The organism is Joostella sp. CR20 (genome assembly GCF_038433465.1).
Lineage (GTDB): Bacteria > Bacteroidota > Bacteroidia > Flavobacteriales > Flavobacteriaceae > Galbibacter.
Map to the genome: position 1 here is coordinate 61887 of NZ_JAESVF010000010.1, position 14674 is coordinate 76560.

Genomic DNA, 14674 nt, shown 5'->3' on the forward strand with positions numbered 1-14674 from the left:
ATGCTTCGAAATAAAACTTTTGTTCTTTAGAGCGAATAGAAAGTTGACCAAAAATTAAACAAATGAAAAAACTTAGTTTATTATGCATAGCAATTACTCTTTTTATTTCTTGTACCGAAGAAAGTGTATCGAAAAAGAGTTTTAATACTGATGAAATGATGGTGAGGATTGCTGAAATAGAAGTTGATTCTTTATACCTTGAAGAATATATGTCTATTTTAAAAGAAGAAGCCAAAGCTTCTGTAGCGATAGAACCTGGTGTGATTTCGATTTTTCCGATGTTCGAAAAAGATACTCCTACAAAAATTAAGATTTTAGAGATTTACGCAGATAAAAAAGCTTATGAATTGCATTTAGAAACTCCTCATTTTAAACATTATAAAACATCCACTCTTAAAATGGTGAAGAATTTGAAGTTAATCGAAATGAGTTCGATGGATTTTGAAACGATGCCCATGATTTTTAATAAGATGAATTAAAGCTAATTTTGTAAACTTAAAATTGAACACAAAACACAGAGGAATGAATAACTTCCCGAAGAAATTAGCTAAAAAACTAGCCAGTAGAGAAAGCGAAAATGCACTTCGAACCTTGCCAATAGCATCTGGTTTGGTCGATTTTTCTTCGAACGATTATTTAGGTTTTTCTGCTGAAGAAACAATTTTTACGCAGGCGCAACAATTACTTTCTGATAGAAACATCCATGCAAATGGAGCAACAGGTTCTCGGTTAATTACGGGCAATCACAATTTGTACACCACTGTAGAAACAAAAATTAAAACTTTTCATAAAAGTGAAGAAGCTTTAGTTTTTAATTCGGGTTACGATGCCAATATTGGTTTTTTTTCATCGGTGCCTCAGCGTGGCGATGTGGTGTTGTTTGACGAGTTTATTCATGCGAGTATCCGCGATGGAATTCAGCTTAGCAATTCAAAATCTTATAAATTCAAGCATAACGATTTAAAGCATTTAGAAACATTAATCACAAAATTTTCTTCCGAAGAAAATGAAATCTATGTTGTAACAGAAGCTGTGTTTTCGATGGATGGCGATAGCCCAGATTTAAAAGCATTGGCTAAGTTGTGTTCAGAACATCAAGTGTGTTTGGTGGTCGATGAAGCACATTCGGTAGGGGTTTACGGAACTCATGGAGAAGGTTTGGTGTCGAGTTTATCACTCGAAGCTTCAGTTTTTGCACGTATTATTACATTTGGAAAAGCATTTGGATGTCACGGCGCTTGCATTTTAGGAAGTGAACAATTGAAATCGTATTTAATAAATTTTTCAAGAAGTTTTATTTATACAACTGGTTTGCCACCGCATTCGTTGGCAACCATTTTAAGTGTGTATTTACAGTTGGAAAACAAAGAGCTTTTGTTTGAAAAGCGACAAGAAAAATTAAAAGCAAACATTCAATATTTTCAAAGTACTTGGAATAATTTGTTTGCGGATAACTCTATAAAATACATCAAAAGTGAGTCGGCAATTCAATGTTTTGTGATTCCAGGAAATGAAAGAGTAAAATTAATAGCCGAGAAATTAAAAGAAAAAGGATACAATGTAAAACCAATTTTGTCGCCAACAATTCCTAAAGGAGAAGAGCGTTTGCGCTTTTGTATGCATAGTTTTAATACTTTTGACGAAATTTCTGAAGTTTTAAACTTACTTCTCCTACTTATATAAACTGTTTTTGTAAATTAGATTCAATACTACTATAAAAATTACCCTATGAAGTCTCGTTATTTTGTAACTGGTATTTCTACTGAGGTTGGAAAAACCATTGCTTCGGCCATTATTGTTGAAGCCTTAGAAGCCGATTACTGGAAGCCTATTCAATCTGGAGATTTAGACAATTCTGATAGCCAGAAAGTACATACGTTAATATCAAATACCGAAAGTAAATTCCATCCTAACAGTTACGCGCTTAAAGTACCAATTAGTCCGCATGCAGCCGCTGCAATTGATAATGTAGTTATCGATATTGATAAAATAAAAGTTCCAGAAACCGAAAACAGACTCGTTATTGAAGGTGCTGGTGGGATTTTAGTTCCGTTGAACGATACTAATACCATTATGGATATTATCAAACCAACGTATAAAATTATTGTGGTTTCAAGGCATTATTTGGGGAGTATTAACCATACCTTGCTCACTGTGAATCTTCTGAAAGAACACGGTTTTGATGTGTCAATTTTATTTAGCGGAAAAGAGCATCCTACTACCGAGGAAATTATTCATAAAATGACGAATGTGCCTGTAATTGGGCGAATCGATGAAGAAAAAGAATTCACGAAAGAAGTTATTAAAAAATATGCGAAGAAATTTAAACCTGCTTTAGAAAAACTATAGATTTTTTACTGTATTTTTACAATTATTTATAATAAAAATTGTAGTAGTATGTTTACAGTAACTCAAATTAAAGATGCGCATAGCAAAGTAAAAAGTGGTGCAGACTTTCCAAAATATATTCAAGAAATAAAAGATTTGGGGGTACAAGGTTTTGAAACATTTGTTGCAGATAGTCATACCGATTATTTTGGTGCAGACAATTTTAAAACAAGTTCTCCCAGCATGTATAACACTTTGATAATTGCTGATAAAAGCAATAAGGAACAATTTATAAAATGTTTAAAATCGCATCAGCAGGGAGCAACCGATTATCTTACTTTTTGTAATGATTGCGCAGTAAATGGCATTGAAAAATGGATTGTAGACCTTGATAAAATGACATGCATTTACTACGACAAAAGTGGAAATGAGATGCTAGTTGAAAATATTCCGAGTGTTTAAAAAACACTCGGTTTTAATATAAAATCTAAAAGAATCCGCATCTTTGCAGTGTAATTGTTTTACTCGATAATCGAGATTTAAATGTTCCGAGGTTTACGTCGAAATCAAATTTGAATTTCCTTTCAAAACCTCGTGAACTTACCTCAAGTAGTTTACTTATAAAACACTGTTTATGACACTTTCTGAAAGAGACAAAAAGCATCTTTGGCACCCATTAACGCAACATAAAATTCACCCAGAATCTATTGCCATTACGCAGGCAAAAGGAGCTGTTTTATATGCAGAAGACGGAAAAGAATACATCGACGGAATTGCTTCTTGGTACACTTCGGCATACGGACATTGTCATCCGTATATTGTTACACAAGTAAAAAAGCAAGTCGAAACTTTAGACCAGGTAGTGTTTGCAGGACTTACGCATCCGCCAGTGGTAAAGCTTTCAGAAGCACTTATCGATATTCTTCCGAAGAATCAAAACAAACTATTTTTTTCAGACAATGGTTCCACTTCCGTAGAAGTGGCTATAAAAATGTCGTTGCAATATCATTTTAATAGAGGTGAGAAGCGTAATGTTTTAATTGCTTTTGAAGAAGGTTTTCACGGCGATACTTTTGGTGCAATGTCGGTTTCTGGCTTGTCTGTTTACAATGGTCCGTTTGAAGATTTTTTCCTTTCCGTAGAAAGAATTCCAGTGCCGAATGGGCAAAATAATCAAGAAGTTTTAAAGCAATTACAAGCTATTATTGCTGAAAATAAAGTAGCAAGTTTTATTTACGAACCTTTAGTGCAAGGGGCAGCAGCCATGAAAATGCACGATGCCGAAGGTTTAGATTTGCTAATTGAGGCGTGTAAAAATGCAGGGGTTATCACCATTGCTGATGAGGTGATGACAGGCTTTGGGAAAACAGGTAAACACTTTGCTTCCTTGCATTTACAGCATCTCCCAGATATTATGTGTATGAGTAAAGCCCTTACAGCTGGAATGGTGCCAATGGCGATAACCAGTTGTACGGAGGCAGTGTATCAAGCATTTTATAGTGATGATATTGGTAAAGGATTGTTTCATGGGCATACCTATAGTGCCAACCCAATTGCTTGTACGGCTGCTCTTGCAGGGATAGAATTACTACAAACAGAGGAGATGCAAAACAACATTGAAAGAGTTGTAAAATCGCATCAAAAGTTTAATGAACGAATAAAAAATCACCCTAAAGTTGCGTGTACACGACAGTGCGGAATTATCTATGCAATCGATTTGAATGTTGAAATGGAGCGCTACGGAAATTTACGTGATAAACTGTTGAGTTTCTTTCTGGATAATGAATTGTTTATGAGACCGTTGGGGTCGACGGTTTATATTGCTGCACCTTATGTAATTACCGATGAACAATTGCAAAAAATTTATGATAAGATTGAAATTTTGCTTCAAAAAATAGTATAAATTAGCGTAATAAATTTAAAATTATTCGCGTATCATTCAATGATTCATCCGCATACCGAGCTGCGATTTATTTCTGATGAAGTAGGTCATGGCGTTGTGGCTACAAAATTGATTCCGAAAGGAACAATTACATGGGTTCAAGACCATTTAGATATGGTTTTTACTCCGTCTCAAGTTGCTACCATGAGCAACGATTACCAACAAATTCTCGATTACTTTACGTTTCGAAACAACAAAGGCGAATATGTATTGTGTTGGGATATGGCAAAATATGTAAACCATAGTTTTAAAAGTAACTGTTTAACCACCCCATACGATTTTGAAATTGCAATTCGTGATATTTACCCAGGGGAAGAACTTACCGACGACTATGGATATTTAAACATTGCAAAGCCTTTTAAGGCTAAAGATGAGGGGACACGGCGTAAAATTGTTTATCCAAACGATTTGCTAAAATATCACCCTGTTTGGGACAAAGCCTTGCAAGAAGCCTTTTTAGAAATAGATGTTGTAAACCAACCTTTGTCTAAGTTTTTAAATGAAAACATAAAAAATAGAATTGCGCAAATTCACAAAGGAGAAGCAGTTTTAGATTCTATTTTAACGTGTTATTACGCCGATAAATAGGAGTAAAATTTTAAAAGAGCGTCTATAAAGTTTAATTTTCGTCAACCTGAGTTTGCCTCAGTTTTTCATTATTTTATAATTCTGAATGACGTTTTAAAAATTTTATAGGCAGCTCTTTGTGTTTTATACTCATTTCATAATCGTTATCTTTACTGCTTTCAGAACGACATTAAAATTAAACAGATATGAGCAGCAAGGATATTCCAAAGCAAGAACAACCAAATAATCCGTTGCATGGGGTTAAACTGGTAGATATATTGGAAGAATTGGTAGCTACTTATGGCTGGCGAGAAATGTCTGAACGTGTAAATATCAATTGCTTTAAAAATGACCCTTCGATAAAATCGAGCCTTAAATTTTTACGTAGAACACCTTGGGCTAGAGAAAAAGTAGAGCAAATGTATTTATATAGAAATGGAAGTAAAAAGTAGTTTTTTACCCAACACCCAACACCCAACACCCAACACCCAACACCCAATAACTATGTCCCTTCGAGCGTAGTCGAGAAGCAAGTTTAGTTGTTTAATTACATCAATTGGCATTTTTATGCTTTAACTCATGGCTTTTTCTCGTTTTTCAGGATTAAGCATTAGCTTTGCAATCGATAATGTAGTTGAATTATAATGGATACAAAAATTGCTATTACAGCACTAGCTTCGGTTTCTGCTTTGGGGAGTTCTTCTCACGAAATTTGGGAAAACTACTTAAACGAAAACCATTTTTTAGCTGAAGAAAATTTTGACACTCACAAAGCTTTGGTAGCTGCTTTGCCAGCAAATGCTAAAGCTGAAATAGAAGCTTTACGACTTTCCGATATTAAATATAAAAGTTTAGACAATAGCGTTTTGTACGCAATGTTAATTGCTCGAAAAGCTGTTAAGCAAGCAGGCTGGAAAACTGGCGACGATTTTGGTATTAACATCGGTTCTTCGCGTGGTGCAACTGCGTTGTTCGAAAAATATCATGAGGCGTATTTAAAAGAAGGGCAGTCGAGCACCTTGGCATCGCCTACCACCACTTTGGGGAATATTTCGTCTTGGTTGGCACACGATTTACAGTCGGATGGGCCAGAACTTTCGCACTCTATTACTTGTTCTACCGCTTTGCATGCGCTTGTAAATGGCGTTGCTTGGCTTAAAAGTGGAATGAGTACCAAGTTTTTGGTGGGTGGAAGCGAGGCGAGTTTAACGCCTTTTACCATTGCGCAGATGAAGGCTTTAAAAATTTATGCTGAAAATACTTCGGATGCGTATCCTTGCAAAGCATTAGATTTGAGTAAAACTCGAAATACAATGGTTTTGGGTGAAGGCGCTTCGGTGGTTTGTTTGGAAAATGGCACTTCGGAAAATGCTTTAGCGTATGTTGAAGGTGTTGGTTATGCTACGGAAATATTAAAACACAATATTTCGATTTCAGAGGAAGCAGAATGTTTTCAGAAATCGATGAAAATGGCATTGAAAAATACCGACCCCAACGAAGTTGACGTTATTGTGATGCACGCACCAGGAACGATAAAAGGGGATAGTACAGAAGTGAAAGCAATAGAAAAAGTTTTTGGAAGCAATATGCCGGCTTTAACAACCAATAAATGGAAAATTGGCCATACGTTTGGCGCTTCTGGACTGCTGAGTTTGGAATTGGGAATTTTAATGATGCAACACCAAAAGTTTATTGAGGTTCCGTTTGTGAACCATACTGTAAAACCTACAAAAATTAAAAAAGTGTTGGTAAATGCAGTTGGTTTTGGAGGGAATGCAGTAAGCGTATTATTGTCGGTTTAAGCAGTTTTTGAGCAGATAAACCCGATTTGAAATTGAGAAAAATGGCTTTGAAATAAAGTTAACCAAAAGGAATTACTATTTTTGAATTTTAAAATGAAGTTGGCTTAGGGATTGAGTGGCATGTTTGAGCTCTCCCAACAGGTGTTGGGAAGCGAGTAACGAAAGCCCGACCACAACTTTTTTGTTGTGGGAAGCCCAAAAAGATATAAACCAGAACCAATGAACGAAATAAGACACAACTGGACGAAAGAAGAAATTTTGGCAATTTACAACAAGCCGTTAATGGAGTTGTTGTACGAAGCAGCCACAGTGCACCGCTTGCACCACGACCCGAACACGGTACAGGTTTCGACTTTATTGTCGATTAAAACAGGCGGATGCCCAGAAGATTGTGGTTATTGTCCACAGGCAGCGCGTTACCATACCGATATTGAGGGGAACGATTTAATGACAGTTTCTCATGTAAAGGCGCAGGCGTTGCGAGCAAAGGCAGCGGGGAGTTCGAGAGTTTGTATGGGAGCCGCTTGGCGAAATGTAAAAGACGGGCCAGAGTTTGATGAGGTTTTGGAAATGGTGCGTACGATTAATAAACTCGAAATGGAGGTGTGTTGTACACTTGGAATGCTTACCGAAAACCAAGCGCAACGTTTGGCAGAAGCTGGATTGTATGCGTATAACCATAACTTAGATACTTCGGAGGAATACTACAAAGAAGTAATTTCGACTAGAGGTTTTGAAGACCGTTTGCAAACAATCGATAATGTTAGAAAAACCAATGTTACGGTTTGTAGCGGTGGAATTATAGGAATGGGAGAGAAGATAGAAGACCGCGCCGGAATGTTGGTAGCACTTTCTACTTTGAGTCCGCAACCAGAATCGGTGCCAATTAACGCGCTTGTTGCTGTTGATGGAACTCCGATGGAAGATGAAACTCCAGTAGAAATTTGGGAAATGGTACGTATGGTTGCAACTACACGTATTGTAATGCCACAAACACAGGTGCGTTTATCGGCAGGAAGAACGCAAATGAGTAGAGAGGGGCAAGCGATGTGTTTCTTTGCTGGAGCAAATTCGATTTTTGCAGGAGATAAGTTATTGACTACTCCAAACCCAGATGTAAATGAAGACATGGAAATGTTTAAAAAACTAGGGTTGAATCCGCAGAAACCATTTGTTAAAAAAGCACAACCAGAAACTGTTGAAGCAACCGACTCGAAATATAAAGCACTGGGCGAAAAACCAAAATGGTCACGTCCTGGGCATACTATCGAGCGAAACGAAATAGCGAAAGAACAGAAAAAAACGAATGCAGTTTAGTCTGTTTTAAACATATTACATTTTTGAAATTGTTTGCGGTAGGTTAAATTATCGCAAACAATTTGTATTTTTATACAGTTTATTTGATGTTAGATTTATGAGATTACAAGAGATTCCTCGCGTTAAAAGCCTTACCAAAGAAGATTTTATTAAGCACTATGTAAAACCACAAAAACCAGTGGTTATAGAGCAATTAACAGCAGATTGGCCGGCGTATACAAAGTGGCATCTCAACTACATCAAAGAAGTTGCAGGCGACAAAGTTGTACCATTGTATGATGATAGACCCGTAACACACGAAGACGGTTTTAACGAGCCACATGCAAAAATGAAGATGAGCGAGTATATAGATTTACTCGAAAAAGAACCGACGAGTTATCGTATTTTCTTGTACAATTTAATGAAAGAAGTACCTGCTTTGCAAAGCGATTTTAAGTGGCCTTCTATTGGTTTGAAACTTGTAAAACAATTGCCAATGTTGTTTTTTGGAGGTGAAAACAGCAAGGTGTTTATGCATTTTGATATTGATTATTCTAATATTTTGCACTTTCATTTCCACGGAAAAAAGCAATGTATTTTGTTTGCTCCAGACCAATCTAAATACATGTATAAAGTTCCGCACTCTTTAATTTCAAGAGAAGATATAGACTTTGACAATCCTGATTACGACAAGTTTCCAGCCTTAAAACAAGCGGAAGGATTTATTGCAAATTTAAATCATGGTGAGATGCTTTACATGCCAGAAGGTTATTGGCATTATATGAAATATATTACACCAGGTTTTTCAATGAGTTTGCGTTCGTTGCCAAGAAAGCCCATCAATTTAACAAAGGCCGTTTACAATGTATTTATAATGCGTCATTACGATAATTTAATGCGCAGAATTAAAGGGCAAGCATGGATTGATGAGAAGAATGAGCGCGCTATAACAAAAACACATAAATCCCTCGGAATTAATTCGTAATGAATTACTACGCACTCACATATAAAACAGCCGACAATTACTTAGCCGAGCGTGAAAAATACAGAACAGCGCATTTACAGTTAGCTACTGAATATGTCCTGAAAGGATTACTTGTTTTGGGCGGTGTTATGGAAAATCCTGCTGATGAAGCTTTGTTGATTTTTAAAGCAGAAACGGATGAAGTTGCTATTTCTTTTGCTGAAAACGACCCTTACGTGCAACATAAATTGGTTGTTTCATGGAGTGTAAGAAAGTGGAATGTAGTGGTGAATGGTTTTGAGAGAAACGTTTGAAATAGCATTACGCTCAAACAGCTTTTAATCTTTTGCCCTCTATGCTTCCTTGATTTTTTGTACTTTTTAAATAGGTCGGTGGTGCATATTCAATTCTATTTTATTTAATCATTTCATTTACCTTTTCGTAAACCAAGTTGGCTTCCCAACCTCTGTAAAGCAAATAATCGGCAATTTTTTTCTTCTTCTTAAAAGTGTTCTTTTCAGTAATTTGTTGTGCTCTTTTTTCAGCTAAATCATTAAATGTTTTATAATAATCTTCTTCAGGAATTTCTTTTAAAGCACTTTGAATATTATATTTTGAAATGTCTCGCATTTTAAGCTCGCGAACAATTCTGTTTTTCCCCCATTTTTTTATACTGAATTTTCCGCGTGCAAAACTTTTGGCAAATCGTTCTTCATTTAAAAAGTTATGCTCGATAAGGTGTGAAACAATGGAGTCGATAGCCAACGGAATCATATTCATGTTTTTCAATTTCGTTACAACTTCTTTATGGCAACGGTCTTGGTACGCACAATAATGTTCTAGTTTGCGTTTTGCTTCTTCTACGGTGTATGACGGACTTGTGTTCACGGTGTAAAGAAACAAAATAAACTGCGATTTAGTTTTTTCAGAATTTAATTATCTTTACGAATTGAGGGAAATATTTTGTTTAATTCACCGAATAAGACTTGAATTGTTTCAATTTTTCTCTCAATAAATTTACCTATTTAAACCAACCATACTTTGAAAACTACGCAAAACCGCTACCTCTCTTTGGATGTGCTTAGAGGACTTACACTTTTTTTAATGATTATTGTAAATACTCCTGGGTCTTGGAGTACCATTTATAAACCTTTCGAACACGCTTCGTGGCACGGCTTTACTTTAACCGATTTGGTGTTCCCTACCTTTCTTTTTGTGGTGGGAAATGCAATGAGTTTTAGTTTTAAAAAGTTTGAGCAATTTGATAATTCTGCTTTTTTAAAGAAAGTACTAAGGCGTACATTTTTGATTTTTCTGATAGGGTTTTTGCTGTATTGGTTTCCGTTTTTTAAAGATGGTTCACTAAAACCAATTTCCGAAACTAGAATATTTGGAGTGTTGCAACGCATCGCTTTGTGTTATTGTTTTGCATCGCTCATTGTATATTATTTAAAAAGCAAAGGTGCTTTTTTGATGAGTGTAGTTTTACTGATAGGCTACCAATTAGTATTGTGTTTTTTTGGTGATTATACGATGGAAGGCAATGCTGTTGTAAAACTTGATTTATGGCTTGTAGGTAGCAATCATATGTATCAAGGAGAGGGAATTCCGTTTGATCCTGAAGGGGCTTTAAGTACTTTTCCCGCCATTGTAAATGTGCTTGGCGGTTATTTTGCAGGTTTGTTTCTTCAGAAAATCGGGAAAACTTATGAGGCGGTCGCCAAACTTGCATTGGTAGGCTGTGTTTTAATTTTTATAGCCCTTACTTGGGACATGTCTTTTCCTGTAAATAAAAAATTATGGACTAGTTCGTATGTGTTATTAACTGTTGGAATTGACCTTATTGTACTAGCACTTTTGGTATATGTAATCGAAATTTGGCAAAAAACAAAGTGGACGTATTTCTTTGAAGTTTTAGGGAAAAATCCGCTGTTTATTTATATCCTTTCGGGTGTTTTTGCAACCTTACTTTACACGTTTCCTATTGGCGATTCTTCTGCCTACGGATGGATTGCTCAGCATTTATTTATGTCGTGGATGGGAAGTTATTTAGGCTCATTTATGTTCGCTTTAGTATTTACCATGATACTTTGGTTGATTGCATATTTTATGGATAAGAAAAAGATTTATGTGAAGGTGTAAATATGCTTGTTAACACATTCTTTCAAAATTAAATTGTAGAATTAATACGATACAATTATATTTATCAAAAATAAATTTTTATGAAAATTATTAATTTTCTATGTTTCATAGTGTGTTTCAATATTTCTTATTCTCAAGGGAGTGTCGAATATTTTCTTAAAGAGCAAATAATTGTCTCTGGCTGTGAGTCTGCAATAGATTCAAATAAATGTTTATATGAAATGTTAAACGAGGAGTTGGACAGACAAATAAATGATAAAAAGAATTTTAAAAGAATGTCTTCGGATTCACTTACTATTCATATAAGCTTTTTAATTGATGATGAAAATGAAATAGATGACAGTAGTGTTCAAGTTTTTACAAAAAATAAAGAGATATCTACAAAAAGTATCAGAAACGTAGAGGAGTACGTGAAGAATTTATCGGTACAACAAATTTTAAATCCTAAGGGGAGTAAGTTTATTGCTTTTCATAAACTTTCCTATACTTATGTTTTAGATTCTAATACAAATAAATATATGTCACAAGAAGAGCAGTCTAATATTTATACTGGAGGTGATGTTAAGGAGCATCCTAAATTGAGTTTTGAGTGTGATTCAGATGGATATTATGCATCTCTTGAATGTTTTAAAAAAGGAGTGTCAAAACATATTGGAGATAATTTTGGATATGATGATTATATTAAAAAGCATAATGTACAAGGAACAATTTATATAGCATATTCTATTTCCGCTAATTGTAAAGTTAAAGCTTTAAAAATTGGAGGTCTAGAAGATGATTTCTTAAGAGAAAGAGCCGTAGCGATAATTGAATCTTTACCTGTTACCAAGGCTCTAACAATTAATGGCGAACCAGTAGAAACAACCTACGCTATACCATTTGTTATACGAAATAAATAATCCATCGCAGATAGATTTTTATACTCAAAACTGCGATGGATTACTGTCTTATTTATTCTCCCAATCTATTTTTTTAGAGAAATACATGATTGCTGAAAGAATTGTGAATAAACCAATACTTCCTACTAATAAAGCATAATCTTCTAGTTGGATAATTACATAAATGAATCCGTATAAAGCTAGTAGTGAAATTCCTATTAAAGCTGAAAACTTAGTGCTTTTTAAAATTGATTTTGTATAGAGTGTTACTAAGCCAAGTACAGCAAGTGTTGCTATTAGATACGCTTTTAAAAACGAACTGTGTTCAGAAATTGAAATAAGTAAGGTGTAGTACATTACCAGTGCAAGCCCAATCATGACATATTGGAACGGGTGAATGTATATTTTGCTTACTAATTGAATTAGTAAAAACACCAAGAATGTGAGTCCGATTACTAAAAATCCATATTTAGAGGCGCGTTCGCTTTTTGCATACTCATTAACAGGAATGATTAAGTTGGCACCAAAGGCAAACGGAGTTAAATCTGGGAGCGTGTTGTAAAATGTTTGTTCGAATTGCCTGTTTATTTGCAATACTTTCCATGAAGCTTTAAATCCATTTTCAGTAATTTCTCTAGAGCCATCTTCAGGTAAAAACATTCCATCAAAACTTGGCGATGCCCAATTGGAAGTAATCGAAGCCTTTGTTGTTTTTCCGATAGGAATAAATTTTACAGCTTTACTTCCGTTAATTTTTAGTTTAAATTTAAATGCTGTTTTCGATTCATTTATTTCTGAAAAATTTGTAATTGCACCACTTTCAATCGTATTTAAAACTGAATTATTATAAATAGGAGCCATTGAAAGTTTATTGTTTTGTAGCTGAGTTTCTACCGTATTTCTGATGCCTTTTAAGTTTGATGTTTGAATGATAATTGTTGCTTTATCCCATAAAATGTTCTCTGGTTGAATGTTAGGCAATTCAAATTGAACTTGAGGGAATTCTCCTGAAACATCAATGTCAGATGTAAATACTACCGATTTATATATACTTCTGTTTAGAGGTTTGGTTTCAACTTTTGTGTCGATAGTTAATTCTTCAGGAAAGAAATACGCATAATGTGTGTATTCCTCTTTTTTGATATCATATAAATTGGTTTCGCTGTTTATCGATTTTACCTCTTTAATTTCTTTATACGGAATTTTTAGGATAGGGCCAGAGAGAATAATTTCATTTCCCCATTTGTCATTAATTTCGTTTACAACATCTTCTTGCCTGTATTTTCTCTCTTTAATAAGGTCTTGCACAAATGCTAGAGGGATTAGTAAAATGAGAATTAACATACCTACTGTAAACATTTTTGCTGTAATTGATTCTTGTATCCAAGTAACGAGTTTGCTTCTTTTTTGTTCCATTTTTATGAGTGTTTAAAGTACTTTGAATTTCAAAGTAAGTAAGTAAAAAAATATTAATTGATTAATTTTTCTAGTGCTTCTATGTGTTTTTTAAATTCTAGTTTCCCAATTTTGGTAGCTTTGTAATTTGTGTGTGGTTTTCGTCCGATAAAGGATTTTTCAACAGCAATATATTCAGCTTTTTCAAGTGCTTTTAAATGGCTAGCTAGGTTTCCGTCGGTTACATTAAGCAGTTCTTTAAGTCTGTTAAAATCTGCGGCATCATTAACAGTCAACACAGACATGATTCCTAATCGCACTCTATGATCGTATAGCTTATTTATGTTGTCAATTATTCCCAAGATTATGCCTTTTTTTCTTCAATTAACATCATGCTTCCGTAGATAATATGAAAAATACCAAAGCCTACAATCCAAAACCAAAATCCGTAACCAGGAAATGTGGCGCAAAAAAGGCCTAATATAATTTCGGCTAAGCCTAAATATTTAATATTTCCAATGGTGTATTTTGACGCATTTACAAGTGCTAATCCATAAAATATAAGCATTAAAGCTGCTGTAAGTCCGTGCTGCTCACTTTGTAATTTTAATATGATGTAGATACCACCAGTTACCAACGGAATTAAGAAGTTAACTACTAAACGCTGTGTTGTAATATCCCAGATTTTAGCACTGTTTTTTTTAGCCTTTCTAGAAGTAAGAATTATTGCTGTTGAAATACTTAATAACAAAACTATTAGTGCTACTCCTATAATTTTATAGAAGTTTGTACTTCCGTAATTTAATTGTTCTTTAAATCCTGGAAAGAGGTAGAAGTATGCATACATCCCACCAATAATGGCATAACAACCAGCAAAGATACCTGAGGCACCGCTAAGAGAAATAAATCGAGACGAACGATTCATCATATCTTTAATATGACTGATATCTTCTAAATAGTTCTTTTCTTTCATTTTAAAGTACTTTGAAATACAAAGTAAAATAAAAAAATTATATTATCAAAATGAAAAGTGATGTTGAGGGTTATTTTATTTAATGTGAGTTCGATATGAGAATGATAAATACGTAATAAAATTGACCTATTTAAAAAGTATTGAAAATCAAGGAAGCAGCGTGGGCTGATAGATAAAAAGCTGTTTGAGCGTAGCGAGTTCTTTTTATCTGTGGAGGTAGTTTCCGTAGATTTTCTTATGCTTTTTTAATCAGTCTTGACTTTTTTGTTTCGTTTTTGTGTCAAGACAAAAATGAAAGTACTATTCAATAATTAAAATACAAATAGTTAAAATTCATCAATATTGATGTCTCTATCGAACCGAGCTTTTTTAGTTACTCCAAAAGAG

17 protein-coding genes are annotated in these 14674 nt (G+C 34.6%); 13 read left to right on the forward strand and 4 right to left on the reverse strand.

Annotation, left to right across the window (positions count from 1 at the left end):
* Nucleotides 1-62: 62 nt before the first annotated feature.
* The 11 genes from JMA43_RS12140 to JMA43_RS12190 all read left to right on the forward strand — a co-directional run bounded on the left by JMA43_RS12140 (nt 63) and on the right by JMA43_RS12190 (nt 9213).
* Entirely contained in the window at nt 63-479 is a 417-nt protein-coding gene (locus JMA43_RS12140; protein WP_342156896.1) for a putative quinol monooxygenase, read from the forward strand.
* Nucleotides 480-522: 43 nt separating this feature from the next.
* Nucleotides 523-1683, forward strand: coding sequence for an aminotransferase class I/II-fold pyridoxal phosphate-dependent enzyme (locus JMA43_RS12145; protein WP_342156918.1), 1161 nt, complete (start codon nt 523-525; stop codon nt 1681-1683).
* A gap of 45 nt (nt 1684-1728) precedes the next feature.
* Nucleotides 1729-2349: a dethiobiotin synthase gene (bioD, locus tag JMA43_RS12150; RefSeq protein WP_342156898.1), complete on the forward strand. Its 621-nt coding sequence runs from the start codon at nt 1729-1731 to the stop codon at nt 2347-2349.
* Nucleotides 2350-2397: 48 nt separating this feature from the next.
* Nucleotides 2398-2790, forward strand: coding sequence for a DUF1398 domain-containing protein (locus tag JMA43_RS12155; protein ID WP_342156899.1), 393 nt, complete (start codon nt 2398-2400; stop codon nt 2788-2790).
* A gap of 172 nt (nt 2791-2962) precedes the next feature.
* On the forward strand, nt 2963-4231 hold the full coding sequence (bioA, locus tag JMA43_RS12160) for an adenosylmethionine--8-amino-7-oxononanoate transaminase (RefSeq protein WP_342156900.1): 1269 nt from the start codon (nt 2963-2965) through the stop codon (nt 4229-4231).
* 39 nt (nt 4232-4270) lie between these two features.
* Nucleotides 4271-4858 (forward strand): SET domain-containing protein, encoded by a 588-nt coding sequence (locus JMA43_RS12165; RefSeq protein WP_342156902.1) that lies wholly within the window; start codon nt 4271-4273, stop codon nt 4856-4858.
* Nucleotides 4859-5043: 185 nt separating this feature from the next.
* Nucleotides 5044-5289 carry a VF530 family protein gene (locus tag JMA43_RS12170; protein WP_342156904.1) on the forward strand — a complete coding sequence of 82 codons (246 nt, stop codon included), beginning with the start codon at nt 5044-5046 and terminating at the stop codon, nt 5287-5289.
* Nucleotides 5290-5481: 192 nt separating this feature from the next.
* Complete coding sequence (locus JMA43_RS12175; RefSeq protein ID WP_342156905.1) at nt 5482-6639, forward strand: beta-ketoacyl synthase N-terminal-like domain-containing protein; 1158 nt, start codon at nt 5482-5484, stop codon at nt 6637-6639.
* Between the two features lie 219 nt (nt 6640-6858).
* Entirely contained in the window at nt 6859-7956 is a 1098-nt protein-coding gene (gene bioB / locus JMA43_RS12180; RefSeq protein WP_342156906.1) for a biotin synthase BioB, read from the forward strand.
* Between the two features lie 97 nt (nt 7957-8053).
* Nucleotides 8054-8920 carry a cupin-like domain-containing protein gene (locus JMA43_RS12185; protein ID WP_342156907.1) on the forward strand — a complete coding sequence of 289 codons (867 nt, stop codon included), beginning with the start codon at nt 8054-8056 and terminating at the stop codon, nt 8918-8920.
* Complete coding sequence (locus JMA43_RS12190; protein WP_342156908.1) at nt 8920-9213, forward strand: YciI-like protein; 294 nt, start codon at nt 8920-8922, stop codon at nt 9211-9213. The genes JMA43_RS12185 and JMA43_RS12190 overlap by 1 nt, the downstream gene beginning before the upstream one ends.
* 100 nt (nt 9214-9313) lie before the next feature.
* Here JMA43_RS12190 and JMA43_RS12195 read toward each other — a convergent pair whose 3' ends face one another.
* Nucleotides 9314-9802: a regulatory protein RecX gene (locus tag JMA43_RS12195; RefSeq protein ID WP_446719409.1), complete on the reverse strand. Its 489-nt coding sequence runs from the start codon at nt 9800-9802 to the stop codon at nt 9314-9316.
* A 138-nt stretch (nt 9803-9940) separates the two neighbouring features.
* Here JMA43_RS12195 and JMA43_RS12200 point away from each other — a divergent pair, with 138 nt between their 5' ends.
* Nucleotides 9941-11041, forward strand: a complete 1101-nt coding sequence (locus JMA43_RS12200) for an acyltransferase family protein (protein ID WP_342156909.1) — start codon at nt 9941-9943, stop codon at nt 11039-11041.
* An 80-nt stretch (nt 11042-11121) separates the two neighbouring features.
* Complete coding sequence (locus tag JMA43_RS12205) at nt 11122-11940, forward strand: hypothetical protein (RefSeq protein WP_342156910.1); 819 nt, start codon at nt 11122-11124, stop codon at nt 11938-11940.
* A 48-nt stretch (nt 11941-11988) separates the two neighbouring features.
* Here JMA43_RS12205 and creD read toward each other — a convergent pair whose 3' ends face one another.
* The 3 genes from creD to JMA43_RS12220 are packed head-to-tail and all read right to left on the reverse strand — an operon-like array spanning nt 11989 to nt 14287.
* Nucleotides 11989-13335, reverse strand: coding sequence for a cell envelope integrity protein CreD (gene creD / locus JMA43_RS12210; RefSeq protein WP_342156911.1), 1347 nt, complete (start codon nt 13333-13335; stop codon nt 11989-11991).
* Nucleotides 13336-13388: 53 nt separating this feature from the next.
* Entirely contained in the window at nt 13389-13676 is a 288-nt protein-coding gene (locus JMA43_RS12215; RefSeq protein ID WP_342156912.1) for a winged helix-turn-helix domain-containing protein, read from the reverse strand.
* A gap of 2 nt (nt 13677-13678) precedes the next feature.
* Nucleotides 13679-14287 carry a hypothetical protein gene (locus tag JMA43_RS12220; protein WP_342156913.1) on the reverse strand — a complete coding sequence of 203 codons (609 nt, stop codon included), beginning with the start codon at nt 14285-14287 and terminating at the stop codon, nt 13679-13681.
* Nucleotides 14288-14674 lie beyond the last annotated feature (387 nt).

Excerpts from the sequence above, each read along its gene's own strand:
- JMA43_RS12140 (WP_342156896.1), top strand. The coding sequence starts at position 63 with ATGAAAAAACTTAGTTTATTATGCATAGCAATTACTCTTTTTATTTCT.
- JMA43_RS12145 (WP_342156918.1), top strand. The coding sequence starts at position 523 with ATGAATAACTTCCCGAAGAAATTAGCTAAAAAACTAGCCAGTAGAGAA.
- bioD (WP_342156898.1), top strand. The coding sequence starts at position 1,729 with ATGAAGTCTCGTTATTTTGTAACTGGTATTTCTACTGAGGTTGGAAAA.
- JMA43_RS12155 (WP_342156899.1), top strand. The coding sequence starts at position 2,398 with ATGTTTACAGTAACTCAAATTAAAGATGCGCATAGCAAAGTAAAAAGT.
- bioA (WP_342156900.1), top strand. The coding sequence starts at position 2,963 with ATGACACTTTCTGAAAGAGACAAAAAGCATCTTTGGCACCCATTAACG.
- JMA43_RS12165 (WP_342156902.1), top strand. The coding sequence starts at position 4,271 with ATGATTCATCCGCATACCGAGCTGCGATTTATTTCTGATGAAGTAGGT.
- JMA43_RS12170 (WP_342156904.1), top strand. The coding sequence starts at position 5,044 with ATGAGCAGCAAGGATATTCCAAAGCAAGAACAACCAAATAATCCGTTG.
- JMA43_RS12175 (WP_342156905.1), top strand. The coding sequence starts at position 5,482 with ATGGATACAAAAATTGCTATTACAGCACTAGCTTCGGTTTCTGCTTTG.
- bioB (WP_342156906.1), top strand. The coding sequence starts at position 6,859 with ATGAACGAAATAAGACACAACTGGACGAAAGAAGAAATTTTGGCAATT.
- JMA43_RS12185 (WP_342156907.1), top strand. The coding sequence starts at position 8,054 with ATGAGATTACAAGAGATTCCTCGCGTTAAAAGCCTTACCAAAGAAGAT.
- JMA43_RS12190 (WP_342156908.1), top strand. The coding sequence starts at position 8,920 with ATGAATTACTACGCACTCACATATAAAACAGCCGACAATTACTTAGCC.
- JMA43_RS12205 (WP_342156910.1), top strand. The coding sequence starts at position 11,122 with ATGAAAATTATTAATTTTCTATGTTTCATAGTGTGTTTCAATATTTCT.
- creD (WP_342156911.1), bottom strand. The coding sequence starts at position 13,335 with ATGGAACAAAAAAGAAGCAAACTCGTTACTTGGATACAAGAATCAATT.
- JMA43_RS12220 (WP_342156913.1), bottom strand. The coding sequence starts at position 14,287 with ATGAAAGAAAAGAACTATTTAGAAGATATCAGTCATATTAAAGATATG.